Here is a 24833-nt window from a genome sequence, read left to right on the forward strand (position 1 = left end):
ACCGATGTATTGTTGAACGCGAAATGTACAGCAAAGATCAACACGCCCTAGTCAAGCTATGGTGTAACGGGAAGTGGATTCGAATGTTCTCAATTCGACCTCCTTCGGCTAATTCAATTGGGTTGACTGGTTCAGGTTCAAGCAAAAGCGATGCAATACATCGAGAAGCAAAAGATGCTGCTGGGTCGTTGAATTGAATGTCCATTGTCGCTTTACAGTTAACTATGTAGGCATTCACACCATCATCGAGAGCTACAACATCAAGCGTTCCCTCTAAGCCGCTAACTAAGCTTAAGCTCTTCACGATATTACTCATTCTTACAGCCTCGTCGTTTCTTGTGAGCATCTCCCCAGAGCAATTAATATAAATGATAATAGGTATCATTTATATTAATTTTTAAACTAAGTAGATCAGCCAGAGAAAAGAGCCCTTTTCAAAATTGGACTCCTTTGACGATAAAGCTTTGATTAGGTTTGCGAAGCAAGGTTTGTCTTCCCGGTTGGTTTTAATACAGGGATTAAGCATATTGCGAGTAGGCTAAAGGTGAGCATCAATTCAAAGTGTGCCGAATATCCCAAGGAGTCAATTAACACGCCACACGCGATTGCCATCACTATTGCTATAAACATATCCATAGATTGAAAAAGTGAGAAGTTCACACCTGACTGATTACCTGCGGCAAAATCCATCATCAAAGTGTAAAGCGCGACAAATTTCGCTGAAGTAATGATACCATTTACTACGTAAACGCCTGCGATTACCCCCCCCAATCCAGTGATATTTAGATCGTATGCTAGATAAAAGCTAAAAGCTATGACCTCAAAACTGGTCATCAGCAGTAGGACTTTGAGTGCATTACTTTTTTTGATCAGCCACCCACCTAAAACAACGCCAATCAAACCAGTAATAACACCGCCGCCGATAACCAAAAGCCCCAAGTTTTCTAGCTGTATACCACTATCAACCAAGAAGGGCATCATCCATCATTGATAGCCCCCCTCGAGTACCAAGTTGTGACAAGGTAACAAATATCAATCCAAGCCTAACTTTAGGATTAGAAAATGAGGCTTTTAGAGAAGGCTGTATTGCTGTTACGTACTGTTGATTATGGCTATTAAAAAACAAAGAAAGCGTTGGTATGCTGAATAATAAAGTCAGTAAAGCCAGACCAAACAGTGCTGTTTGCCAATCGAACAGCGCAGTAACATAGATAAATAGCCCTCCACCAAAAACCGCACCAAGATACGATCCCCCAACTTGCATTACGTTACCTAAATACCTTTTCTTTGCTTCCAACTGATCAATCGCGAGACCATCGGTAGCGATATCGGCGAAGCTAGAAAAGAGGCTGATAACAAATACACCAACAAAGAGCGTCATTTGACTCTCTATAGTCCCCATAATGCAAAGGGCGGCGAGTATGGCAATCAAGACCAGTTGAGAACCAAAGATAATAACGGCGTGATTTTTTAAGCTCCCCTCCTTTTTTCGTTGTCGTTCAATCCAAGGTGACCACAAAAATTTAGCAACCCAAGGAAGCATCGCAAGGTAGAACAACCCTATTTGGGAGGTATTTAATCCCTCATATTTCATGACCGCGGGTAAACCTTGTAGCGTAAACATACTCACCAGGCTTTGAATGGTGTAAACGCTCGCCAACACGGCGAGCAACGGTTTGAGTTTGATTCTTTGAGTACTAACCATGTGCTTCACTACCACTCATATTTCGCTTTCACACCGCTCTCTCTACCAGTACCGTAATTACTGTAGGTTTGTCCGTAAGAGAACGCGTAGGTGGTGTATTCTTTGTCTGTGATATTGTTGCTAAAGAGCGAAATAGACAGGTCTTGGTTATAGTCATAGTTAATTGATAAATCGACCAAAGTGTACGCGCTTTGCGATAGTGAATTGGCTTCGTTAAAGTGAATCTTGGAATTATAGCGAGCTTGAGAATTGATCGAAATATCCCCTTGGACTCCCGTTACTGGCAAGTAATAGTTGAAGCCAAATGTTACTGTCGTGTCCGGTGCATATGGCAGTCGATTGCCTTCAAATGTACTATTGTTTGATTCAAATGTTGAACGTCCATAAGTCCCCGCTGCGGTTATCGTGAGATCGTCGGTTAGGTAAAATGCCAGCTCGGTTTCAATACCTTTGCTCACAGCCTCCCCCATATTTTTGAGAGTCTGATTGCCAGGTGTACCAGTATATAGCTGAATATCTTCCGTTTTGATCCAGTACAATGCACCACTAAAATCGACTTTTTAATTCGCAAAACTGGTGCGCCACCCCAGTTCACCATTAAGTGAATTTTCAGCATCATAACCATTTGCATCTGCATTACTTAACGGGACGACGTTGTATCCCCCTGGGCGGTAACCACTTGTTACCGATGCATAAATTCGAGTTTGCTCATTCGCTTGCCAACCAATTGCGGCTTTTGGCGAGACAGTCGATTCTGTCTGCTCTTTGTTAAAAGGGTTAATCCCCCATGCTGGGTTTCCGTTAAAATTAGAATTTACTTTTAGGTATGAAGCTCGAGCTCCAAGCGTTAAGTCCCACTGTGGTACGAATTGGTAGTTTGCCTGCCCAAACAACGCGTAAGTGTCATAATCCAACTTGTTTCGTGCACTGTTTGCCGAAACGTCTAAACGGCGAGATTCCAAGTAGCCACCGAGTACATAGCTAAAACGATCATTGTATTGTTGATTTAACCGCAATTCTTGGCTGAACTTATTTTGATCTTCTTGGTAGTTGCCATATACATATTTCCGATCTATTTCGCGTGTTTGATAAGCGGTGATACTCGTGATTTGTGATGAACCTAAATCGTAACCAAGATTTAAAGCAAAAGTATTTACGTCTCGCTTCAGTTTAGAAATAGGCGCATCTTTTACGCCAGAATCATGTTCACGTTCAGTGAGGTACCATTCTTCATGACTATCAAGTTTATCGGTCGAAATAGATAGGGTTGCGCTAAGTTTGGAGTCGTTTGGTAAGTAATGAAGTCGAACTTTTACCGATTTTTCATCCGCATCGTTTGCGTCTTTTTTTTCACTAGCGGCATGCTTAATATCACCTTCATCGTAGACGTATCTGGCGGCAATATCCGCAGAAAGAGAGTCTGATAAACGGGTAGATACGACAGTATCAATTTGCTGGCTTAAATTAGAATATAAAGCTGAAGTCTTAACTTCTGTGGAATCAACTTCACGACGAGTTACGATGTTAATTACACCGCCTTGCGCGTTACCACCATAAAGTGTCCCTTGCGGGCCGCGCAGCAATTCAACTTTTTCTACGTTAATAAGCGGCTGAGTAACAAAAGCATTATCCTGAAGGATACCATCCACATAAATACTTACGGCAGGAGAGTAATAGTCTGGTGAACTAATCCCACGCACGGTGGTGTTGGCGTAAGTTCGATTCCCGCGAGTTTGTATGAGTAACCCAGGAAACACCATCTCCAGATCTTTTACTTGATAGATACCTGCTTTTTCGAGCTCCTCTCCTGTTTTGACTACAACAGAGTTATTCACTTGTGTTAAGGGAGTATCGAATTTAGTCGCCTCAACAACAACCACTTCCATTACTGGCAGAATTTCTTCAGCATAAGAATATGAAGAGCCCATAATAGTCAGAATAGCGCTAGCAATAACGGTGCGTGGCGAAGATATATTGTACATACTGTTTTCCTTGAATCTGAATAAGTTAGCACTACTCACAGCGCTGGCGTTTTAATTATTATGTTGAGCTTCCCACAGAGACTGGTAGTGCGAAGAGGTTGTGATTAATTGCTCGTGCGAGCCAAAATCATCAATGCGACCTTGGCTCATCAAATAGATGCAATCGGCATCAGCAATGGTGTCCAAACGATGCGCTATTGTGATCATGGTTTTAGATGCAAAACTCTCGGTAATGCTTTGCAGTATTTCCTGTTGCTTTGGGTGGTCGAGAGCAGATGTAAACTCATCGAGCAACACAATTGGCGCATCATGGAGTAACGCTCTTGCGAGGGACAAGCGTTGACGTTCTCCACCCGATAAATCCTTGCCATTCTCATTTATTTCGGTGTTTAGCCCTTGTGGCAAGCGGGCGAGCAACTCATCAAGTCCTGCGGTTGTGATTGCTGTCTCCAATTCTTGAAGGCTTGCGTCTGTTTTGGCGATGAGCAAGTTGTCTTTTAACGTCCCTGCGAACAATTGCACATTTTGGGTTACGTAGGAGATGTGCTGATACCAGTACATTGTCCCAGTAGCTTCTACCGTACTGCCTCCAATTTTTACTGTCCCGTGAGTTGGAATATGGAATGCCGCGAGCAAGTCCAACAGCGTGGTTTTTCCTGCTCCACTAGTACCAACAAGCGCAATATGTTGACCATATGGAACCTGCAAATTGATGTCTTTAAGAATGGTGTTGCCATCCAGAGTTAACTCAACCGCTTTGAATTCGATATCGTGATGATGCGCTTGAACACCATGCACAGGTTGTTGTGGCTCTTGACTCAAGAAATACAAGCGATCTGCAGATTTTGTCATGTATCTCAACAACGTAGAGAAAATGGCCATTCGCACAAATGGTCGGATACAAGCAACCGCAGAAATGATCGAAACTAACCACTCCCCGATAGTAAGGTTGCCAATACTATTTAGGTAAGCACCAAGACCTGCGACCATTGGAATAGAAAGCTCAAGCAGCAAGCTTGCTAAAATAACGCCTATTCCTCCAGCCCATTCAACCCCTAACCCTGTTTTGCGCAAGTCAGCTAATTCTTGACTAAGTGGCGTCGCTAATACTTCACTACGACCAAAGCGTTTTAGCGTGGGTAAACAAGCAATGTATTCGAGCAACTTGTTGGTGCAAGAAGCGTTTTTATCGACATGGCGCTGTGCTTTTTTGGAAAAATCATCTTCGAATTTCCACAATAATAGGCTCGCATTCACCATAACAATCAGCATAAGTGAAGCAAGGTAAGGTGAGCAAAATAGCATTACACAAAGCATCGCGAACGGAACCACTAGAGCCGAGACCAAGTCAGCAATTAAGTGGCTAAAAATGTCTTCGAATGCTTTTAAGTCACGAGTGATTAGCTTAATGCGCTCTCCCAGACCTTGACCTACTATCTTGGAAAACGGTTGGCTGCGAATGTCATGTAGTAGTACTTTTCTCAGTTGGTGGGTAATGTCATAAGCGCCTAAGAAGCTCTGTTTGGCGGATTGCCCTAACCGCCACTGAACGACAACCGTGATAAGTGAAATTGCGAATAGGGCTTCAAGAGGAAGTAACAATGTTTTGGTAAGGGCTCCGAATACCAGTAGCCAACAAATTAATGGCAGGGTCTCACTGAGTACCTTACCTGCAATACCAACCAAAAACGTTTTTGGATTGATATCAGCGTGATCGAGTAGCTTGAGCGTGTTACGCACAGACAGCCTCCTCAATGTCAATTTCTTTAAGTTGACCGTGTGATAATGAAAACGCTCGGTTAGCGATGGTTAGTGCTTCTGGACCATGACTGATGACCAATTGGATTTGCTGCGGTGCATATTTACGTATTGCTTCTAGAACACGATTTTCCGTTACTTTATCTAGATGGGAAGTCGCTTCGTCTAAAACCAGAATGACAGGGCATACCAGCATGGCACGAGCGATGGCTAACCGTTGTAGTTCCCCTCCACTAAAATTGCGTTCGGTTTCATCCATACTGCAATACAAACCATTAGGAAGTTGTTCGATAAGTGCAGAAAGTCCAAGCATATCGAGGAGCTTGAGAATCACGGAGTCGTGTATCAATCGATCTCCTAAGACCAAGTTTTCACGTATTGATGCGCTGAAGAAAACCGGCTGTTGGTCTACAACTGAGATAAATTGGCTTCGCTCTCTATCGGACATCGAAGACACGGTTTTTTGGTTAATAAACCAATCGCCTTCATATGTTGCTAGTTCTCCATAGAGTGTTGCCAATACACTACTTTTCCCTGAGCCTGACGCTCCTTGAATTACGATGCATTCGCCATGAGATAACTGAAGGTTCAGCCCACTGACGATGTCGAGTGAGCCACGTTTGACCGCTAAATTTTCACAACAAAGCTCGACATAAGGCGTTGCAACGGATTTGAAATATTGATCCGACGTTAAGGGGAACAGAGGTAGTATTCGCTCTAAAGAAGAGAAGGACTGCTGCACTTGCCCAAATATCTGTGTTAGATCCAACCATGGTTTAAGGATGCCGGCACAAAGAATCACGATCATTGCGAGCTCGACTGGACTTAATGAACCTTGGGTCAATTTTACGATGGCGAATGGAATAACAAGAACCAAAGACGCTTGAGCTAAGGTGGTAAAGGTGACCCATGCTCCAACCATTTGATTGGGATAAGCGTTAACCAGCTTGTGGTGCTTAGTCATGTTATGGCTTAACTGGCGGTAAGAGTCAGCATCAACGCCGAAAAGTTTCATCACGCCGATGCTGCGTAAAAATTCCAGTTGCGCCTTGTGCATATTCGCAACGACTTGATTGTACTTTTTTTGTCTATCTGAAAAGCCCCGCATCATGACTGTTTGGGCAATCACAGCGAGGGGGAGAGGACTTAATGCGATTAAGCCTAGTTGCCAGTCGATGCTAACCATAAAACCAAGCAAAACAAACGGAAGTAAAGTTCCAGTAATAATATCGGTAGTATGATGAGCAATAAGAGGCTCAAGGCTCTGACAATCATCATTGAGTCGTTTTTCTAAATCTCCACGATGGTATTGCATCAGTTTAACGGTCGGCATTTCAGACAGAGCACGAACAAGCTTCTGCCTAATGGTCTGAATAATTTGATAAGCGGCAAGATGCGCCTGCCATACCGATATCGCATAGAAAAAATAGCGCACACAAACTGCGATAGTCATAAGGGCTAAGTAGAAGTTCAGACTTTGGGTGTTCAGATAATTGCTCAATGCGACGTATAAGCAAATCCAAGTGGCAAGTTCTGCGAACACGCACAACACGGCGCTAACACTGGTATAAGTGATACGCTTTTTTTCCGTTTTTAATAGTGCAATGAGGGCTTGAGTGACGCTCATCTTGTCAGATAGATACATAGACGACTCCTTAATAGGACTTATTCTCATCTAAGCGTTAACTTAACAATAGCAATATTGGGAATTAGAAAGCGAATATCGGGAAACTTTGTACGTGAGCAGTACAAGAAAACGAGAAGAAAGGAGCGAGTTTCAGAAAAAGAAGCATTGCTAAGCTTCAGAGAAGGATACTTGCCGAGCGATCGTGCTTACCAATGGCCAAAGCACAGGCTGTACCAACAGCTGATTGTGTAAATTTAAACAAACCCAACCAACAAGCACAGTGCGAACAATTGCGCATGAAAATTAATCCCTGAAGAACGTTATTGAGTTAAATAAACGATTTATTCGGGCCTCTTTAAGCCAAGTAATGTATTCAATGACACATATACCAGACAAAAAAATAGCCGCTCAATGGCGGCTATCTTGTCGTGGTCTAAATTACTACATCTAGAGCAAGGGTGCTTAATTTCTAAGGGAAAAGCACACTTGCATGACTCATTATCTGTCTAACTTAAAATAGCTTAGTTCTGAGTTGAGTTCTTTCGTCACTTCAACAACGCTTTGGTTTGCTTGAGCTGATTGATCAATGCCTTCAATATTTTGTTGAACCAGTACGTTCATATTTTCAAGCTGTGTCGATATATCTGTCGTAACGGCACTTTGCTCTTCTGATGCCGTAGCAACAATGGCATTCACTTCTGAAATACTTAAAACCTTTTCTGATATCGAATGAAAAGATTGAGCAAGCTCATCAGTGGTAGACTTTGTTAAGCGCATCAGTTCAACGTTTTTCACCATAGATTCATCCGCTTGCTTAGATTGGTCTTGTAACTGCGCAATGATTTCTTGAATATCGATAGTCGACTGCTGCGTTTTCCCTGCCAAGGCTCTTACTTCATCAGCAACAACAGCAAATCCTCTTCCTTGTTCACCGGCTCTAGCCGCTTCAATCGCGGCATTGAGCGCTAACAAGTTAGTTTGCTCAGAGATGTTCTTAATTACCTCAACAACACTGCTGATACGCTCTGAGTGCTCTCTAAGTAAATTCACGACCGTTTGAGTTTCTGATATTGATTCAGAAATTTCTTCTGTCGTGTCAGTTGAGTTTTTCAATGTTCCATGGCTTAGCTGAATAATGTCATTCGCTTCCATTGCTGACTGCTCAGCTCTTTGTGCGTTGTCTGCAACGTCTCTCGCTGTTGAAGATAACTCAGTCGCGGCCGTCGCGATTTGCTCTACCGATGATAGTTCATTCAAAGAGTTACTCTGGGATCGCTCTATCAGAGCTAAAGACTCTTCTTGCTTTTGGTTAATTGAATTCATGCTTACACCTGCCTGTGACAGGATATCATTCAATTTTGCAGACAGTTGAGACAAAGAATCTGAAATAGTGTCGAGCTCATTTCCACCCTCTTTCAATTTAACGTCCGATAAACGTCCATTCTCAAGGGCTCTAATCCAATTTACGATCAATGGTAAATTTCTCAATTCTCTTTTCACTAGGAAATAAGATGAGCCAGAAGCAACGATAGAAGAGAAAAGAACCAGCCACCATGAGAAAGAAGAGTTGGACTCTAAAACTGAATCAGAATGGGCTAATTCTTCCTTAGCGACGTCCAATTGCAATGAGATCAATTCACCAAGAACGCCTCCCATATCATCAACAAGGAGATAAAGCTGAGTGATCATCTCAGAATCATCAATCATCATATTTCTATGTTTATCAAGAATTAATGGTACTTCTCGCTCCACCTTGTCTATTTTAAGTTGAAGCTCTTTTGCCAACCCCTCTTCTTCTCGTGTTAGCTGCGTTGCCAGATAATGAAGGAATAGCTCATGAGCCTCTTTCATCGCAACAGAAACACCAGAATAAAAAGCCGTCTGCTCTATCATTCCCACATGGTATTTATTCGCCGCATCAATCACGCTTACCGCGTACAAATCCGAAATACTTTTCAAATCAGATAACGGAATGACTCGGTCCTCGTACACAGAGTGAAAACTGTCCATAACCTCATTTGAAGTAGCTTCGCTTTTTAAGTTGCTTACAACTAAAAAGATAGAAAAGAACAGTGGAACTAGAAGAAGCTTTGTTGATATTGATTTCATATAACCCTGAAAAATAATGTATGGGAATTTATTAATAATGATAATTGTATCACTCTTTTTAATTATTTTATCATTGACTTATAACCCACCAACCTAAAAAGACCAGTTCAAACTGCGATCGTTCCTCAACTATTTTGTAATGGAATAGCAACATAACTTGATCAATTAAACAATTCACCAGCATAGAGTGAAGCGAAATTGATACAGATCTCGCAGCACACGAACGGTGCTGATGGACTTTCAACCAAAACAAGCTTACAACCACTTACATTGTTGAAAAATATGTTATTTTTCTTTTTGATTAAAAATAAAAAATAGCCGCTAGTTAGCGGCTATTTTGTCAAAACAGAACGAAGCTTCGACGACTTTTAGTCTCTCTACTTAATCTCGTCTACTATTCAAATTCTTCTATTTCTTAGTTTCTTCTACTTTTTCGTCTCTTCTACTTCTTAGTCTCTTCAACTACGGCTTTCATCAATACCGAGGTATCCATGCGGCCTTGTCCTTCCGCAGACAATGCCTTGTAAGCGTTGTTGGTTTTTTCGGTCAGTGGAAGTTGGATGCCTTGGCGCTCAGCTTCATCTAAGCAGAAACCTAAGTCTTTGATCATCCAATCAATGGCGAAGCCGAAATCGAACTTGTCTTGCGCCATTGTGGTCGCGCGGTTTTCCATCTGCCATGAACCTGCTGCGCCGTTTTTAAGGCAATCAACCAGAGTTGGGATATCCAAACCTGATTTTTCAGCAAGTACCAAACCTTCAGAAAGACCATTCAATACACCTGCAATGCAGATCTGATTGACCATCTTTGCGCGTTGGCCTTGGCCGACTTTACCCATCAGAACTGACGACTTACCGTAAGCTTCGAACACAGGTTGAAGGTCGTTGAAAAGCGCTTGTTCGCCGCCACACATGATGGTTAGCACGCCGTTTTCTGCGCCCGCTTGGCCACCAGACACTGGCGCGTCCATAAAGCGAACACCAGCTTGCTTCGCTGCCACTTCAAGCTCTTCAGACAGCACAGCAGACGTTGTAGTGTGGTCGACAAGAATCGCGTTTGGCTTCATTGCTGCCAATGCGCCTGTTTCGCTGGTTGTCATGCTGCGTACGTCGTCATCATTACCTACACAAACCAATACCACGTCAGCTTCTGCGACACACTCAGCCACAGATTCTGCCGTTTTACCTTGGTGTTTATCAGCCCAGTCTAATGCTTTGTTGTGAGTGCGGTTAAACACCGTTACTTCAAAACCGGCTTTGACTAGGTGGCCTGCCATTGGGAAGCCCATAACGCCTAGCCCGATAAAACTTACTTTCATTTCTTTCTCCTTTTATTTGACCAAGTCATCGCTATGAAAAGATCGAACACTCTCAATCAACGCATCAATAAGCAGGGTCAAAGCCTTTGGCTGATATTTTCTTTCTTTGTACACTAAATACGCTTGGCGATCACCCCGATGATACTCAGGGAGCACTTGAATCAAATTCATCTCAGGGGATACATGACGAAAAGGCAATGAAGCAAGCCCCAAACCTTTTTGCGCTGCGGCCGCCACCGCATGAATATCGTTGACGATGAACTTGGGTTTAATCGTGATCATCTGCTCTAAGCGGTCGGATTTGTAGAGCGGCATATCAAACACATCATCAACGTTGATCCAGTCTTGAAGCTCTAGGTCGTCCGGATTTTCAATCGTCTCACGCGAATCTAAGTATTCTTGGCTCGCGAAAAATCCGTGTTTGGCTTTGAAAAGTGGACGAGCAATCATGCCTTCCATCTCTGAGATCTTAAACGTGATCAGTAAGTCACGGTCGGTCTGCGGGATAAACTGTTGCTGGCTCAAGGTAAGATCGAGCTGAACGTTCGGATATTGAGTGAGGAATTGCTCTACCATCGACCTTAAAAAGCCACTATAGAAGTTGTGAGGTACGGCGAGCTTTATCTTGCCTTGAATAGCGTCACGCTCTTCTAGCAAGCTATTAAAGCCCTGATGAATCGACTCCATGCCGCTGCTCAGTGCAGAAAAGGCCGCCTCGCCGTCTTTGGTGGCCACCAGCTCACGACCTTTCTTTTCTAAAAGTCGGATATTCAGGCGATCTTCCAATGCGGTTAGCCTACGCGACATAGTCGACACTGGGAGTTGCAGCCGTTTAGAAGCCGATAGCAAAGAGCCCTCTTCAACCACTGCACAGAATAAGAACAGATCATCAATGTTTCCAAATATGGAATTCATACTTCTATATGTGCCTATTTTTCTCATTAATGGATAGATGTAACCTTATCTCATCAACAACAGAAAATCACGGGAGAACACAGTATGAACAACAAACAATTTTGGGTAACCGCGATTTTATCCTCCCTGACCATGGCGACTATCATGTCTGGGTTAATTTCTGGCTACAAAATGGGATTCAGCCCCGAGTGGCCGCCAATCTGGCTGCAAAGCTTTTTCATTGCTTGGCCGTGTGCTATCACGCTCAACCTCACCGTGCTTCCTTTGATCAGAAAACTCTCAGCATGGATTTGTCGCCCGAGAGCGCTTTGCATACCGGAGGTCACGGAACGATGATCAAGGGCTTATGCTCTAGGAGCTATGATCTAGAAGCTGCCATCAAGGGGCTGCGATCAAAGAGTCATGCTCACGGATAAACGTCTGAATTATGCCCATAAAAAAAACCGAGCACTAGGCTCGGTTTTTTGTATTCTACATTCTACTCACAAGAGCAAAGCTATCAATTATAGATTGATATTACAGCTCAGCGTTGTGGTAAACCTGCTGAACGTCATCACAGTCGTCAAGCATGTCTAAGAACTTCTGGAATTTCTCAGAATCTTCTTCAGCTACTGGCGTAGTTGTTTGAGGAACGAAAGTGATTTCCTCAACGTCTAGCGTTAGGTCTGGGAACGCAGCGTTTAGTGCTGTCTTCGTTTTGAAGAACTCAGTCGTTGGAGCGAATACAGTGATAACACCGTCTTCTAGCTCAACGTCAGTCACGTCTACGTCTTCCATCATTAGCGTTTCTAGGATGATCTCGTCATCTTCGCCTGCAAACTGGAATACAGCTTGGTGAGCGAACATGTGAGAAACAGTACCTTCAACACCGATTTTCGCGCCAGTTTTAACGAAACATTGGCGAACGTCTTGGAAAGTACGGTTACCGTTGTCTGTTAAACAGTCTACGATTACGCTTGTGCCACCTGGGCCAAAACCTTCGTAACGAGCTGGTTGGAAGTCTTCACCGCCGCCGCCGTTCGCTTTATCGATCGCTTTGTCGATAACGTGAGCGGGTACTTGGTCTTTCTTCGCTTTAGCAATCAGGTGCTTAAGAGGTAGGTTCATGTCTGGGTCAGAGCTGCCGTTCTTAGCCAGTACGTAAATCTCTTTACCGTATTTAGAATAAACTTTAATTTTTGCGCCTGCAGTTTTCGCCATTGAGGCCTTGCGCACTTCAAAACTTCTTCCCATCGGGATCTTCTCTCTGATTCAATTAACGGTGCAAATTCTAGCAAATTACTGCGTCATTTCAATTCAACAGCTTTGCTGGGTAAGGTTTATCTGCGTTTATGCGACACCCATTACCCGTTTGTATTTTTCTACAGACTGCTCAAACCAAGCCTTTTCTTCTGGATCACCTAGCTTCATTGCTTCTTCAACAATGGCTTCAGGGCCACATTTCGCTTGCTTCAGTTTCCATACAAGAAACGATGCTTGCTTATCCAGTTCGATTTTATTTTTCTCACTGGGTGGGAGGAGTGAAAGGTTGATAGACATTATTAGCCTTCGTCTGTAATACACTTGGCCGAGAAATATATCATAGAGCAGCCTCATAAAACCAATACTATGAGTAACAGAAAGGGTTTATGAGACAAGAAACCAAGCAAGTCGCTGATGCAGGTCAAGCTAAGGGGAGTTGGGAAAAGTGTTACCGCGAGTTATTTGCCAATAAAAGGCTCACAGTAAGCCCCGGAACATTTTAAATACTGTATCAATTTATCAAATCTTTAAGCTCAACTTCCGAAAAATCTACTTTGTATTCAGTTTCAGACAAATCACCTAAATAAATTTTGCAATCTAAATTATTTGTTCTGATTGCGAGTTGAATTTTTCTCTTAATTTCGGAAGATGCTCTAGCTCCTATATAAACGCTATGAATTGCCTCAGGGGGGATTGGGTAGAGGTAGACGCTATTATCAAAATTGTCTTTATGTTCTGTCTTGAACTCATCATCCATTAGTGAAAGGAACAACCTTTCTTCCTGCTCATACGCCCAATCCAATGGCTTATGGCATAGAAGGTCAAGTTTATCACCACTGTGAACATTAAATTGCATTCGAGATTCCGAGTATTTTACAGGTGATGGCTTAGTCGGCTCTCCAAATAAAGTTGGCCTGTGGAAAAATTCGTGGCTTTCATCAAAACCAATGACGTAACCAGTCATGGCACTGGAATAATGTGACCACATCAAAAGATTTTGTTTAGTGCGAGACAAAGACAAGATACCAAACTTGTCTCCGAATAAGCCCATCAACTCAGTCCTTACTTCTGAAGAACCTAATCGATTCGCAATATGCGCCACTAATTCTTGTCTACCATTTGATAATATTTGCCAATTATCTTCAGTTTTTTCTTCATCGGCAGTCCGTTCCCATAATGAGTCTAAACGATCATTCACCTTCAATACTTCTTGCTCTCTCAAACTAGACAAATCGATTGATGGTAATGCTTCATATGGATCATTTAGAGAGTCTAACGGCGAAAATCGGATTCTTAAATCGCTTATAACATCTACTCTGTCATAGGGTAAGAACTTATAGAGCATGTGACCTCTGATGTAAGACATAAAATCAAAATACAGCCTACATATTAAAGTGATTGATGAAACATTCAAAGCAAGTTAAATAAAATCAATTAGTTAAACATCACCTCTATTGGGTTAATGGTTAAGTCTAATTACCTCTATGACTCACTGTATAAAATTATGAAATTGGAAACCTAAAAAGCTGTCAACATTCACTCTGAACGTTAGCAGCTTTTAAGTATAGAAATGAATATGGGTGTATAAACCCTACTCAGGCAACAGATAGCGCGTGCTTCTGCCACCAGAACCAGATTTGACTAAGCAGCCATGCTCAATCAAAGCGCTCAAATGACGTGTTGCAGTGGCACTGCTTACCTTTGCTACCTTTTTATATTGACTGGCATTAATGCCTTCTGAAAAATCCCCATCGAGCATCCTATTCAGCACTTTTACTTGCTCTACAGTAAGCTTGGTTTGATCAACACTTCGCCAATAATTGGTCTTATAAACGGTTTGGTCTACCTCAGAAAAAACACCGGTAAACGTCTCGTCTAAAGTATCTAAGAACCACATCAACCAATCGCTAATATCGAGTCCCCCTTTCTGGGTTCGCTCCAATGTCTCGTAATAATGTTTGCGGTTAGCGAGAATTCCCACCGACATCGCATAGAAGCGTACCGACTGCTGCTCGGCCTGTGCTAACGCCAAGTCGGTCAACAATCGAGTAATACGACCATTACCGTCATCTAACGGGTGTAAGGTAATAAACCAAAGATGAGTGATTGCGGCTCGCAATAGAGGATCGAGTGTGGCGTCGGTAAGTGAATCATTAAACCATTTGATAAACGCATCTAACTCAGCATCAAGAATGTCTCGGCTAGGTGCTTCAAAGTGCACGGTTGGACGGTCAATTCTTCCTGATACCACTTGCATCGGAGCTTCACCTCGTAGCTGACCTCCGACTACAGGGTTAAACATGGTGTAGCCTTGAGGAAACAGTCTATCGTGCCAATGTAAGATCCTATCAAGCGCTAGTGGCTCTGTTAGGTTCTGCACCGCATCCAACATAATTTCAGCTAGGCCATCGGTTTGTTCTGTCGTTGGAAAAGGTCGATCTTCACTGACACCGAGTTTATTGGCTAAAGAAGACCGGACCGAGAAAGCATTAAGCTTTTCTCCCTCAATCGCACTGGAATGGACTATGTTCGCTAATAAGGTGTCGAGCATGGTTTGGGATTGATCTGCCGACTGTGAGGTAATCTTGCCCAATAGAATGCCCTGATTAAGCCGTACTTCTCTTAACCTCACGCCTATTTTCTGATTATCCCAAACAAAGTTTGGCCAATTATCTTGCTGCCAAATCCACATATTACGCCCCATGATGCGAAAGTATCACTTATTCAACTCATACTATGAGCTGTTTAAGGAAATTATTCAACTCACATTATGAGCTGAATAATTAGATAATCGCATCAAAGAGATAAGAAAGACAGCTCCTCGAAACCCAAAAGTCTATTCACTCACCGCGAACACATCGCAGCGTGAGGCGCAGATGAAGTCATTTTTGTGGAGGCCTTTGATTGAGTGGCTCCACCAAGTGACGGTGACTTTGCCCCACTCCAGTGAGATCGAAGGGTGGTGGAACTCTTCTTCTGCTAACTCTGACACTTTGTTGCTGAATGCCCACGCTTGTTTGTAGTTCTTAAACTTAAACACCTTCTCAAGCTGTGGGATGCCATCTCTTTCGATGATCAGCCAATCAGACAACTCCAACAGTAAAGATTGTTGTTCATCTTCACTTAGGCCAATCGCGTCGATACTGCAGGCTTCGCATTTTTGTTCATTCAACATGTGTTGGTTCCTTGGGTTCAAAAAGTGGTGGTAGTAACCCCGCATCGATGGCGAGATCAGCTTGCTGTAATAGGTTTTCCTGACTGATTTGGAAGAGCTCAGACAGCTCGTCGATCACGTAATATTTCGGCTGCATGATGTCGATACGATAAGGAGTTCTTAACACTGTTTGCAGATCGAACCGCTCACGAACCGCCAAATCACCACCCAATGCATACATGGTTTCCGCCGGAGACGAGAGAATACCACCGCCATAAATTTTCAGTTTTTGTCCCTCTTTTACTAAACCGAACTCGACCGTAAACCAATACAAACGGGCAAGATAAGCGCGCTGTTTAGATGTGGCCGCTTGGCCTAGTTTTCCATAATGCTCCGTGAATGCTGCGAAATCAGCATTAGTGAGCATGGCACAGTGGCCGAAAATTTCATGAAATAAATCAGGTTCTTGTAAGTAATCGAACTCGTCTCGCGTTCTCAAAAATGTCGCAACTGGGAATTTCTTATTGGCGAGCAAATCAAAGAATCGGTCGAAATCGATCAATGCAGGCACAGGCTGAACCTGCCAACCTGTTGTTTCCATTAGCACCTTGTTTATCTCTGGAAGCTGGGGAACTCTGTCTAATGGCAGATCCAGCAGGGTCAAACCGTGCAAATAAGCATCGCATGCGCGGTCATTAATGACGTCCAGTTGCCTTTTCACTAAGTCGTGCCAAATGGCGTCTTCTTCGAGGCTCCACTCAACCCATCCCTCTTGGCTCACGGGCTTAGAATGATATTGAGTCATTACACACCTCCTTTCGAATGTCTCACTTTAAGCCTATCTCCACTCCTTATATCCGCCAATTTGCGCGATTTTTCGAAACAAGCGATCGTGTAACATTTTGTTTACACAGTTCCGACGCACCCTTATTTTGCTGATCTTTTGACTTTGTAAAACCTAAATACCAGACTGAAATCGTTAACATTTTGTTAAAGGTAAAGGAATGCACGAAAGCAATAAGTCAATTTGGCAGCCTAGCGACCAGCGTATCGCACACGCCAACGTAACCCGATTTATGGATAGCCTCACTCTGTCAGGATTAAAGCCACAAGACTTAGGGCTAGAGACGGAATGGAAAAACTACACGGAGCTTCATCAATGGTCTGTGGAACATCCCGAGTCGTTTTGGCAGAACGTTTGGCAGTTTTGTGGAATGGTGGGCTCGCAAGACAGTATTGATAACGCACAAAGAGAGCTCATCAAAACTCAAGGCGAGAGCCGTTGGCAACAGTCAAAATCAAATCGCGATGCGGTGTGGTTTCCGAATGCTCAAGTTAACTACGCCGAAAACTTGCTGCACTCATCAAAAACGTTACCAAACGAGCTTGCGATTTGGTTTGAGAATGAGCGTGGCGAGCATCAAAGCTACACATGGCAAAACTTGTGTAAGGAAGTATCTAACGTTCAACAATGGCTCGTAGATTGTGGCGTGCAACAGGGTGATGTAGTCGCCGCTTATACCCCTTATCTTCCTCAAACCGTGATTGCGATGTTGGCAACCACCAGCTTAGGGGCGATTTGGACATCGACCTCGCCTGATTTTGGCGTCGAGAGCGTGATTGAGCGCTTTGGCCAAGTGAAACCTAAGGTGCTTTTCACCTGTGACGGCTACACCTTCAATGGCAAGACGTTCGATATGACGGACAAAAACCGTGAAATCATCGAACACTTAAACGAATTAAAACAGGTGTGTCAGATCGGCTATTTGAAACCGAGTAATGACTTAGAAAAGAGCGATTTAAAGAAGAAAAAAGTTGAGCATGATGTATCGATTCTAAGTTGGAACAGCATCATTCATTACCATCAGCCACAACCTCTTCGATTTGTTCGTATCGGCTTCAATGATCCGCTGTTTGTGCTCTACTCTTCCGGTACCACCGGAAAGCCCAAGTGTATTGTTCACTCTGTTGGTGGCACTACCATCAACCACCTAAAAGAGCATCAGCTTCATTGCGATATTAAACCGAGAGATCGCGTGTTCTATTACACCACTTGTGGCTGGATGATGTGGAACTGGCACGTCTCTGCGCTCGCTAGCGGTGCTTGTTTGGTGATCTTTGATGGTAGCCCGGTTTATCCGCAACCTAGCGTTCTGTGGGATTTAGCGCAGCGAGCTGATGTATCGACATTTGGCACCTCAGCCAAGTATCTAGAGGCGATTGAGAAAGCGGAACTATCACCGATCGACAGTCACTCTCTTCCCCACTTAAGAACACTGTGCTCGACGGGTTCAGTGCTCTACCCTGAGCAATTCGATTACGTCTACAAACACATCAAGCAAGACCTACATTTGGCGTCTATTTCTGGCGGCACGGATATTTGTGGCTGCTTTGTTTTAGGCAACCCTATCTCGCCGGTGTATCGTGGTGAGTGCCAACAGGCAGGGCTCGGCGTCGACATCAAGGTGTTCAATTCGTCTGGTCACAAGGTTAATCATGAACGTGGCGAACTGGTGTGTACCAACTCCCTACCCAACTTCCCTGTTGGCTTCTGGAATGACACCGGAGAGCGCTATCACAGCACCTATTGGGATAGGTTCGATAATGTGTGGCATCACGGCGATGAAGTCGCACAGAGCGTTCATGGTGGCTATCTGTTCTACGGGCGAGGCGACACCACACTCAACCCTGGTGGTGTGCGAATTGGTACTGCCGAGATCTACCAGCAAGTGAACACTATTGAAGGCATTGTGGATTCGATAGCAGTCGGTAAAGACATCGACCGCAACGAGCAGATATGGCTGTTTGTCCAACTGCAGCAAGATGTGAGTCTAGATGAAACGTTACTGACAGCCATCAGAAGTAAACTCAAATCATCTTGCTCACCAAGGCATGTGCCAAGCCAGATATTTGCGATCAGCGACGTGCCAAAAACACGCTCTGGCAAACTGGTGGAGCTGGCAGTGAAACAGGTCATCAATGGTAAGAGTGTAGAAAACCTCGGGGCTATCGCTAACGCCGAGGTTTTGGAAGAAATAAAGCGCGTTGTTTCGCTTTAGCTTTAGCTTTAGCCTTAGAAAGTGGCTAACTATCTCCAATTTTCACTTGGCTGTCAGATAACATCTAGAGTAAAGGCAGCCGATTGAAAACTAAATCGAAGCCACTCTTTGAGCTCATGAACCCTCTCATCTGTTTGGCTTCGTGCCTTTTCTAAAGATCTTAATGCGATCTGAACGTCATATTTAAAACAAAATTTGAAAATTAATCATTTTATAGCCAGAGATAATATTCACTAAAGACGAATCATTTATACAAAAAAAGAGTCCACTACTGGATTGTATCCAAGCTTATGGATATTTAATCGAATTACAATAACTCCCGTTTCCACAGCTCCATTTCTAGTGAAATGATAATTTGATAGCTATCACATTTAGAACAGTTATTTTCCCATACTATCTCGGCATGTTAATTACTTAAGAGTAATTAAAAAACTAGTCACTCCTATTAATAAGCTTGAATTTAATTAGAAACAAGCGGTTAATCCCTACGTAAAATAAATAAAATCATTATTAAATGATCGGAGACATTATCATGCGCATAGTATTAGCTTTAGGCGGTAACGCTCTTTTAGCAAGAGGCCAAGCATTAACGGCTGAGAACCAACGTGAAAATATAATAAAATCAGCGGCGAGTATTGCCGCAATCGCACGCGAGCATGAGATTGTTATCGTTCATGGTAATGGCCCACAAGTAGGTTTGTTGATGGAACAAAACGCGGCTTATAACGAATATTCGCCAGAGACGACACCATACCCAATGGATGTACTCGGCTCCCAAACCTGTGGCATGGTGGGCTACATGTTACAACAAGAGCTCAGAAACATTGACCCTGAATTAGACGTAGCGACACTAGTCACGCAAACTGAAGTATGCAAAAAAGACCCTGCGTTTGCTAACCCGACTAAATTTGTTGGCCCTGTATATACAGAGCAACGAGCTAAAGAATTAATGGCTCAAAGCACAATGCAGTTTAAAGCTGATGGTGAGTACTACCGACGCGTTGTGCCTTCTCCTATGCCAAAAAGCATTGTTGAAATTCAGCAAATTGAAACTCTTCTAGATACAGAAAACCTTGTTATCGCTTGTGGCGGCGGCGGTGTTCCCGTGAGTATTGAGCAAGGTAAGAGTACTGGCGTAGAGTGCGTCATTGACAAAGATCTTACGGCTGAACTACTCGCTGAAAAAATCCATGCCGACTTATTTATTATCTTAACCGATGGTTCGATTTTCCGTAACTATGGTAAAGAAGACCAAGCAGAAATGAAGCAAGCAACGCCTGCTGGTTTAGCAGAATTTTCATTCCCTGCTGGTTCTATGGGGCCAAAAATTGATGCCGTTTGTAAATTCGTTGAAGCTGGCTTAGGTAATGCGGCGATTGGTTCATTATTTGATTTAGATAAAATAATCACCAATGAAGCTGGTACTCTGATAACGAAAGGCGAAGGTATTGTTTATTACTAATATTATCGAGCAATAAATACTACTAATATAAAATCTATTACAAGCCTCTTATTTAATTATAATGAGGCTTATTTTATTAGGACCGTTTAATGCTAGTGAGATAAATATTCATAAAATTAGAAATTAAACCTGAAAAGAATGAATACATAATATCTTTAAATATACCAAAGCGTAATTGTAACGAGACTTCATCCAAATAATATTTCCAGTTCATTAAAAAACAATTCAATACGTTCACATCGGTGTATTCGCATCCGCTTGGTTCTCTGGCATCGCATCAATAAAAGCGGGCAACTGATTACACGCTTCAACAATCGAGTTAATCAACGGATACGGTGACATATCAACACCAAAGCGCAGCGCGTTATACACCTGTGGCACCAAGCAGATATCGACAATACATGGTGAATCGGTGAGGCTATAAACTGAATCACCGTGTGTTTGACGATGCTTAGAAAGCTTCTCTTCTAACGCCGAAAAACCTTGGCTCATCCAATAGTGAAGCCAGTCTATTTTCGCCTCTTGCTCACACGACCACTCTCGCTCCAAATACTGCAACACACGTAGATTATTCAGAGGGTGAATTTCCATCGCGATATCCTGAGCCATTGCCAACGCTTGATAGCGCAGTGGTGTTTGCTCAGGAATCAACAAGGAGTCTGGGCTGATCTCACACAAATAGTTTTCATCCAAGTATTGCAAGATCGTCAGCGACTGATTGAGTTGAACGTCACCATCCACCAGCACAGGCACTAACTCACTGGCATTGAGTTCGCGATATTGTGGTTCATGCTGCTCGCCGCCATTACGCACCAAATGCACCGATCTCGACTCATAGTTTAGCTGTTTTAGGTTCAATCCGATACGCACTCGATAGGCTGCAGATGAGCGCCAGTAACCGTAAAGTATAATGTTCTTGTTCACGATGCTCTCGCTCATACTGAAATCCTATTACGTAGATTATAACGCCCGATACTGGCTCACTTTTTGGTCTATCGCGCCAAAAATAGAATTACCCGCCACATCGAACATCTCAAGCTTAATCGAATCGCCAAACGACATAAATTGAGTCGAAGGTTTACCATCGCGGATGGTCTCAATCATACGAACTTCAGCTATGCATGAATAACCCACACCGCCCTCGGCAATTGAGGGGCCATGGTCAGTGCCTTGCTTATTGGAAACCGTGCCCGAGCCAATGATTGCACCGGCCGATAGTGGGCGAGTTTTCGCAGCGTGAACAACTAATTCTGCAAAGTTGAAGGTCATATCCACACCTGCATTCGGGCATCCAAAAGGTTGGTCGTTGTAGGTCGATATCAACGATAGATGTACCTTGCTGCCTCTCCATTGCTCGCCAAGCTCATCAGGTGTTACCGCAACCGGAGAGAACGCCGAAGACGGTTTAGACTGGAAGAAGCCAAAGCCTTTCGCGAGCTCAGCCGGAATCAAGCCGCGCAGCGACACATCGTTCACCAACATCAGTAATCGAATCGCCTCGTGCGCCTGTTTAGCACTTGCACCCATTGGCACGTCACCGGTCACAATCGCGACCTCACCTTCGAAATCGATGCCCCATTCGTCGCTGGCAAATTCGATGTTGTCACGAGGGCCGATAAACGCGTCTGAGCCGCCTTGATACATTAATGGATCGACCCAGAAGCTTTCTGGCATTTCAGCACCACGTGCTTTACGCACCAATTCAACGTGGTTTACATAAGCGCTGCCATCAGCCCATTGATAAGCACGTGGCAGAGGCGATTCACAATACTGAGGTGCAAACACTTCACTGCCTGTCACATGCCCGTTGTTTAACGAGGTGTATAACTCTTCTAACTGAGAAGTCACGCTGTCCCAGTTATCCAAAGCCACCTGCATGGTTGGCGCCAGATGCATCGCATGGAAGATTTCGGTGGCAGCTACACACTGTTTGAGATCTTTACTCACGACCATCAATAAACCGTCGCGAGTGCTATTTTTCTTGGTTGCTAATTTCATCCTTGTCCCTTACTTCTTATCGTCAGCCATGGTTTGAGAACCTGTCTCTTGCAAACCCGTGTCTTGCCAACTGTAGACATATTCTTTGTTCTCAACGCTATCGAGTTCATCAGAGAACTGCAGCGCGTGGCGAGTATCGATCATCACCGCCACTTCGTCGGTAAACTTCTTCTTATGCGCCTGACCTGCCTTAAAGGCTTTAGGGTGAGGTCCATGAGTGAAGCCTGCTGGATGGAAAGTCACCATGCCCGCTTCAATATTGTCGCGACTAAAGAAATCACCAGCGTGATAGAACAGTACTTCGTCGTAGTCATCATTGTTGTGGTAGAACGGCACTTTCAATGCACCGGGGTCGCTCTCAATCGGGCGTGGTACAAAGGTGCACACCACAAAGCCTGCACCCACAAACGTCGTATGCGCAGAAGGTGGCAAGTGGTAGCGGTGTGACATCAGCGGTCTGATATCGCGCCAATTCACTTTCACCACGGCCAAATCACCATGCCAGCCAATTGCATCCAATGGATTGAACGGATAAGTGATCACACTGACTTTGTCGTGGCGTTTCACCTGAACTTGGGTTTGATCTTCTGAATACTGAGCGCGGAATTGATCGTTGATTGAAGGGATATCGAGTACCGCCGGATCAAACACCGCATGATTGCCGACCATGCCTTTCTCTGGCAGGGAGTAAGCCGCGTCTGTATTCTCAATCATCAAGATAAACATCGGCTCGCTTGGCTCTAAACGCCAGTTGGTCGAGCGCGGGATCATCACGTAGTCCCCTTCACTCACTGCTAGATGACCATAGTCACAATAGAGATCGGCGCTGCCTTGGTGAATGAACAACAGCTCATCGCCGTCAGAGTTACGCACTAAGAAATCCATCTTCTCATCCATGCGCCATACGCGGATTTTGCAGTCCGCATTGTGCAAAAGATGAGGCACCGCCCAAGGGGTTATCTGGCTGGCTTTTTCCACCAGCTTAAAATCAAAAGCGCGAGGGCGTAAATCGCCCTCCCACTCCGACCAACCTGTTGGAGCATGTTGGTGATGAAAGTGAGCGGCAGGGCCGAAAAAACCACTTCGGCCCGCCTCTCGCTCATAGATTGCCTCTTCAGGGAAGTCGGCATGCGCTTGCTTAGAGCACACTCCCTCCCGATGAGGAAACGAGATCCATTTATGCATCGTCTAATACTCCTCGACGAATCTGGTCCTCTTCAATCGATTCAAACAGCGCCTTGAAGTTACCTTCGCCAAAGCCTTCATTGCCTTTACGCTGAATGATTTCAAAGAACACAGGCCCGATTACCGTCTGCGTGAAAATTTGCAGCAAGATGCCGTCTTTGGTCGGCGCGCCATCAATCAGAACACGTAGGTCACGCAGCAGATCAGTGTCTTCACCGTGGCCTTTCACACGATCGTCAACTTTCTCATAGTAGGTATCTGGGGTTGGCATAAAGTCCATGCCGCGATCACGCAGAGTCTTCACGGTTTTGTAGATGTCATCGGTGGCGAGTGCGATGTGTTGGATACCTTCGCCGTTGTATTCGCGAATAAACTCTTCGATTTGTGATTTGTCGTCGGAAGACTCATTGATAGGGATACGGATTTTGCCACACGGTGAGGTCATGGCGCGGCTCACAAGGCCTGTCAGCTTGCCTTCAATGTCGAAGTAGCGAATCTCACGGAAGTTACCAAGACGCTCATAGAACCCAGACCACAGATCCATATTACCTTGCTTAACGTTGTGCGTGAGGTGGTCGATTTCATACAAGCCAACATTGGCTTCGGCCATGCGCTGTTCCGCATCGTCATAGAACCGGAAGTCGACGTCGTAGATGCTCTGCTTGCCATAACGATCCACAAAATAGAGCAGGCTTTCACCGATGCCATAAATGGCAGGAATGCTCAGCTCCATCGGCCCTATTTCTGTTTTGTACTCTTCACCACCGCCCTTGAATGCTTGCTCCATAGCAGCGGTTGCTTCGTTGACACGAAAAGCCATGCCACATACCGATGGCCCATGCACTTTAGCGAACGCTTCCGCTTGGCTGTGAGGTTGTTCATTGACGATAAAGTTGATGTCACCTTGTCGATACAGCCAAGCTTCTTTTGAACGGTGCTTGGCGATCTCAGCAAAACCAAGTGACACAAACAGCGCTTTAAGTTGCTCAATTCCCTTGTGGTCAACGGCCGTGTATTCAACAAACTCGAATCCATCCGTGCCAAGCGGGTTGTATGTATCCACCATGAACTTTCTCCTTGTACCTATTGGTTTTGTATTACGTTTTTTGTGAAATGGTTGTGTGTTTTTTGTCCTTAATTAAATTTGGCCCACAAGCCGATAGATTGGAATGCATGCAAGGAAATGAGCAATAACGCTAAAAACCCGCCAGATTGTAAAATAATTGTTACACACAAATCCTCACAACAAGAAAGTGAGTGCTATCAAGGGATTGAAAGATGGTTGTTTGATTTACAGCAGAGTAAGAGATGTTATTGAA

Annotated in this window: 21 protein-coding genes and 1 pseudogene; 3 read left to right on the forward strand and 19 right to left on the reverse strand. The window is 44.1% G+C overall.

The window, feature by feature from the left end; all coding sequences use genetic code 11:
* Positions 1 to 37: 37 nt before the first annotated feature.
* From AB6C75_RS01160 to AB6C75_RS01200, 9 genes and pseudogenes are all read right to left on the reverse strand, one after another.
* On the reverse strand, positions 38 to 316 hold the full coding sequence (locus tag AB6C75_RS01160; RefSeq protein ID WP_372106479.1) for a hypothetical protein: 279 nt from the start codon (positions 314 to 316) through the stop codon (positions 38 to 40).
* A 152-nt stretch (positions 317 to 468) separates the two neighbouring features.
* Positions 469 to 969 (reverse strand): MFS transporter, encoded by a 501-nt coding sequence (locus tag AB6C75_RS01165; RefSeq protein ID WP_372106481.1) that lies wholly within the window; start codon positions 967 to 969, stop codon positions 469 to 471.
* Positions 962 to 1705: an MFS transporter gene (locus tag AB6C75_RS01170; RefSeq protein WP_372106482.1), complete on the reverse strand. Its 744-nt coding sequence runs from the start codon at positions 1703 to 1705 to the stop codon at positions 962 to 964. Before AB6C75_RS01170 ends, AB6C75_RS01165 begins: the two co-directional genes overlap by 8 nt.
* An 8-nt stretch (positions 1706 to 1713) precedes the next feature.
* Positions 1714 to 3687 (reverse strand): annotated as a pseudogene (locus AB6C75_RS01175) (TonB-dependent receptor).
* Positions 3688 to 3738: 51 nt separating this feature from the next.
* Complete coding sequence (locus tag AB6C75_RS01180; protein WP_372106484.1) at positions 3739 to 5427, reverse strand: ABC transporter ATP-binding protein; 1689 nt, start codon at positions 5425 to 5427, stop codon at positions 3739 to 3741.
* A complete protein-coding gene (locus AB6C75_RS01185) occupies positions 5420 to 7090 on the reverse strand; it encodes an ATP-binding cassette domain-containing protein (protein WP_372106486.1) in 1671 nt (556 codons plus the stop codon). The genes AB6C75_RS01180 and AB6C75_RS01185 overlap by 8 nt, the downstream gene beginning before the upstream one ends.
* Before the next feature lie 480 nt (positions 7091 to 7570).
* The gene (locus AB6C75_RS01190) at positions 7571 to 9181 is read right to left on the reverse strand and encodes a methyl-accepting chemotaxis protein (protein ID WP_372106487.1); all 1611 of its coding nucleotides are present in this window, start codon (positions 9179 to 9181) and stop codon (positions 7571 to 7573) included.
* A gap of 442 nt (positions 9182 to 9623) precedes the next feature.
* Positions 9624 to 10499, reverse strand: a complete 876-nt coding sequence (locus AB6C75_RS01195) for an NAD(P)-dependent oxidoreductase (RefSeq protein WP_009846048.1) — start codon at positions 10497 to 10499, stop codon at positions 9624 to 9626.
* Positions 10500 to 10511: 12 nt separating this feature from the next.
* The gene (locus AB6C75_RS01200; protein WP_009846047.1) at positions 10512 to 11414 is read right to left on the reverse strand and encodes a LysR family transcriptional regulator; all 903 of its coding nucleotides are present in this window, start codon (positions 11412 to 11414) and stop codon (positions 10512 to 10514) included.
* Between the two features lie 84 nt (positions 11415 to 11498).
* Between AB6C75_RS01200 and AB6C75_RS01205 the strand changes: the two genes are divergently transcribed.
* The gene (locus AB6C75_RS01205) at positions 11499 to 11750 is read left to right on the forward strand and encodes a DUF2798 domain-containing protein (RefSeq protein WP_012601276.1); all 252 of its coding nucleotides are present in this window, start codon (positions 11499 to 11501) and stop codon (positions 11748 to 11750) included.
* Between the two features lie 180 nt (positions 11751 to 11930).
* On the opposite strand, the gene AB6C75_RS01210 is transcribed toward AB6C75_RS01205, so the two are convergent.
* The 6 genes from AB6C75_RS01210 to phhA all read right to left on the reverse strand — a co-directional run bounded on the left by AB6C75_RS01210 (position 11931) and on the right by phhA (position 16615).
* On the reverse strand, positions 11931 to 12647 hold the full coding sequence (locus AB6C75_RS01210; protein WP_009846045.1) for a YebC/PmpR family DNA-binding transcriptional regulator: 717 nt from the start codon (positions 12645 to 12647) through the stop codon (positions 11931 to 11933).
* Positions 12648 to 12743: 96 nt separating this feature from the next.
* Positions 12744 to 12953, reverse strand: coding sequence for a DUF3283 family protein (locus tag AB6C75_RS01215; RefSeq protein ID WP_010432323.1), 210 nt, complete (start codon positions 12951 to 12953; stop codon positions 12744 to 12746).
* 214 nt (positions 12954 to 13167) lie between these two features.
* Positions 13168 to 14001, reverse strand: coding sequence for a DUF2971 domain-containing protein (locus AB6C75_RS01220; RefSeq protein WP_372106491.1), 834 nt, complete (start codon positions 13999 to 14001; stop codon positions 13168 to 13170).
* A 246-nt stretch (positions 14002 to 14247) separates the two neighbouring features.
* Entirely contained in the window at positions 14248 to 15348 is a 1101-nt protein-coding gene (locus AB6C75_RS01225) for a Fic family protein (protein ID WP_372106493.1), read from the reverse strand.
* Between the two features lie 144 nt (positions 15349 to 15492).
* Positions 15493 to 15831 (reverse strand): 4a-hydroxytetrahydrobiopterin dehydratase, encoded by a 339-nt coding sequence (locus AB6C75_RS01230; RefSeq protein WP_372106495.1) that lies wholly within the window; start codon positions 15829 to 15831, stop codon positions 15493 to 15495.
* A complete protein-coding gene (phhA, locus tag AB6C75_RS01235; RefSeq protein ID WP_372106496.1) occupies positions 15821 to 16615 on the reverse strand; it encodes a phenylalanine 4-monooxygenase in 795 nt (264 codons plus the stop codon). Before phhA ends, AB6C75_RS01230 begins: the two co-directional genes overlap by 11 nt.
* 199 nt (positions 16616 to 16814) lie before the next feature.
* On the opposite strand from phhA, the gene AB6C75_RS01240 reads away from it, so the two are divergent.
* The gene (locus AB6C75_RS01240) at positions 16815 to 18869 is read left to right on the forward strand and encodes an acetoacetate--CoA ligase (protein ID WP_372106498.1); all 2055 of its coding nucleotides are present in this window, start codon (positions 16815 to 16817) and stop codon (positions 18867 to 18869) included.
* A 532-nt stretch (positions 18870 to 19401) separates the two neighbouring features.
* Positions 19402 to 20331: a carbamate kinase gene (locus tag AB6C75_RS01245; RefSeq protein ID WP_102442392.1), complete on the forward strand. Its 930-nt coding sequence runs from the start codon at positions 19402 to 19404 to the stop codon at positions 20329 to 20331.
* Between the two features lie 234 nt (positions 20332 to 20565).
* Here the strand turns inward: AB6C75_RS01245 and maiA are convergent, their stop codons facing one another.
* Genes maiA through hppD form a run of 4 tightly spaced genes read right to left on the reverse strand, consistent with a single transcriptional unit; the run spans position 20566 to position 24580 of the window.
* Positions 20566 to 21270 carry a maleylacetoacetate isomerase gene (gene maiA / locus AB6C75_RS01250; RefSeq protein WP_372106500.1) on the reverse strand — a complete coding sequence of 235 codons (705 nt, stop codon included), beginning with the start codon at positions 21268 to 21270 and terminating at the stop codon, positions 20566 to 20568.
* A gap of 21 nt (positions 21271 to 21291) precedes the next feature.
* The gene (locus AB6C75_RS01255) at positions 21292 to 22329 is read right to left on the reverse strand and encodes a fumarylacetoacetate hydrolase family protein (RefSeq protein WP_372106501.1); all 1038 of its coding nucleotides are present in this window, start codon (positions 22327 to 22329) and stop codon (positions 21292 to 21294) included.
* A 9-nt stretch (positions 22330 to 22338) separates the two neighbouring features.
* Positions 22339 to 23514, reverse strand: a complete 1176-nt coding sequence (locus AB6C75_RS01260) for a homogentisate 1,2-dioxygenase (protein WP_372106502.1) — start codon at positions 23512 to 23514, stop codon at positions 22339 to 22341.
* Positions 23507 to 24580 (reverse strand): 4-hydroxyphenylpyruvate dioxygenase, encoded by a 1074-nt coding sequence (gene hppD / locus AB6C75_RS01265; RefSeq protein ID WP_192852354.1) that lies wholly within the window; start codon positions 24578 to 24580, stop codon positions 23507 to 23509. Before hppD ends, AB6C75_RS01260 begins: the two co-directional genes overlap by 8 nt.
* Between the last annotated feature and the right edge of the window lie 253 nt (positions 24581 to 24833).

This window comes from Vibrio sp. 10N.237.312.B06, from assembly GCF_041464685.1.
In the GTDB taxonomy this organism is placed as follows: domain Bacteria; phylum Pseudomonadota; class Gammaproteobacteria; order Enterobacterales; family Vibrionaceae; genus Vibrio; species Vibrio tasmaniensis_A.

What these genes read in the sequence shown, in the direction of transcription:
- AB6C75_RS01240 (WP_372106498.1), top strand. Translation starts at nt 16,815, where the DNA reads ATGCACGAAAGCAATAAGTCAATTTGGCAGCCTAGCGACCAGCGTATC.
- AB6C75_RS01245 (WP_102442392.1), top strand. Translation starts at nt 19,402, where the DNA reads ATGCGCATAGTATTAGCTTTAGGCGGTAACGCTCTTTTAGCAAGAGGC.
- AB6C75_RS01195 (WP_009846048.1), bottom strand. Translation starts at nt 10,499, where the DNA reads ATGAAAGTAAGTTTTATCGGGCTAGGCGTTATGGGCTTCCCAATGGCA.
- AB6C75_RS01220 (WP_372106491.1), bottom strand. Translation starts at nt 14,001, where the DNA reads ATGCTCTATAAGTTCTTACCCTATGACAGAGTAGATGTTATAAGCGAT.
- AB6C75_RS01160 (WP_372106479.1), bottom strand. Translation starts at nt 316, where the DNA reads ATGAGTAATATCGTGAAGAGCTTAAGCTTAGTTAGCGGCTTAGAGGGA.
- AB6C75_RS01260 (WP_372106502.1), bottom strand. Translation starts at nt 23,514, where the DNA reads ATGCATAAATGGATCTCGTTTCCTCATCGGGAGGGAGTGTGCTCTAAG.
- AB6C75_RS01255 (WP_372106501.1), bottom strand. Translation starts at nt 22,329, where the DNA reads ATGAAATTAGCAACCAAGAAAAATAGCACTCGCGACGGTTTATTGATG.
- AB6C75_RS01225 (WP_372106493.1), bottom strand. Translation starts at nt 15,348, where the DNA reads ATGTGGATTTGGCAGCAAGATAATTGGCCAAACTTTGTTTGGGATAAT.
- AB6C75_RS01185 (WP_372106486.1), bottom strand. Translation starts at nt 7,090, where the DNA reads ATGTATCTATCTGACAAGATGAGCGTCACTCAAGCCCTCATTGCACTA.
- hppD (WP_192852354.1), bottom strand. Translation starts at nt 24,580, where the DNA reads ATGGTGGATACATACAACCCGCTTGGCACGGATGGATTCGAGTTTGTT.
- phhA (WP_372106496.1), bottom strand. Translation starts at nt 16,615, where the DNA reads ATGACTCAATATCATTCTAAGCCCGTGAGCCAAGAGGGATGGGTTGAG.
- maiA (WP_372106500.1), bottom strand. Translation starts at nt 21,270, where the DNA reads ATGAGCGAGAGCATCGTGAACAAGAACATTATACTTTACGGTTACTGG.
- AB6C75_RS01210 (WP_009846045.1), bottom strand. Translation starts at nt 12,647, where the DNA reads ATGGGAAGAAGTTTTGAAGTGCGCAAGGCCTCAATGGCGAAAACTGCA.
- AB6C75_RS01200 (WP_009846047.1), bottom strand. Translation starts at nt 11,414, where the DNA reads ATGAATTCCATATTTGGAAACATTGATGATCTGTTCTTATTCTGTGCA.
- AB6C75_RS01215 (WP_010432323.1), bottom strand. Translation starts at nt 12,953, where the DNA reads ATGTCTATCAACCTTTCACTCCTCCCACCCAGTGAGAAAAATAAAATC.
- AB6C75_RS01190 (WP_372106487.1), bottom strand. Translation starts at nt 9,181, where the DNA reads ATGAAATCAATATCAACAAAGCTTCTTCTAGTTCCACTGTTCTTTTCT.
- AB6C75_RS01230 (WP_372106495.1), bottom strand. Translation starts at nt 15,831, where the DNA reads ATGTTGAATGAACAAAAATGCGAAGCCTGCAGTATCGACGCGATTGGC.
- AB6C75_RS01170 (WP_372106482.1), bottom strand. Translation starts at nt 1,705, where the DNA reads ATGGTTAGTACTCAAAGAATCAAACTCAAACCGTTGCTCGCCGTGTTG.
- AB6C75_RS01205 (WP_012601276.1), top strand. Translation starts at nt 11,499, where the DNA reads ATGAACAACAAACAATTTTGGGTAACCGCGATTTTATCCTCCCTGACC.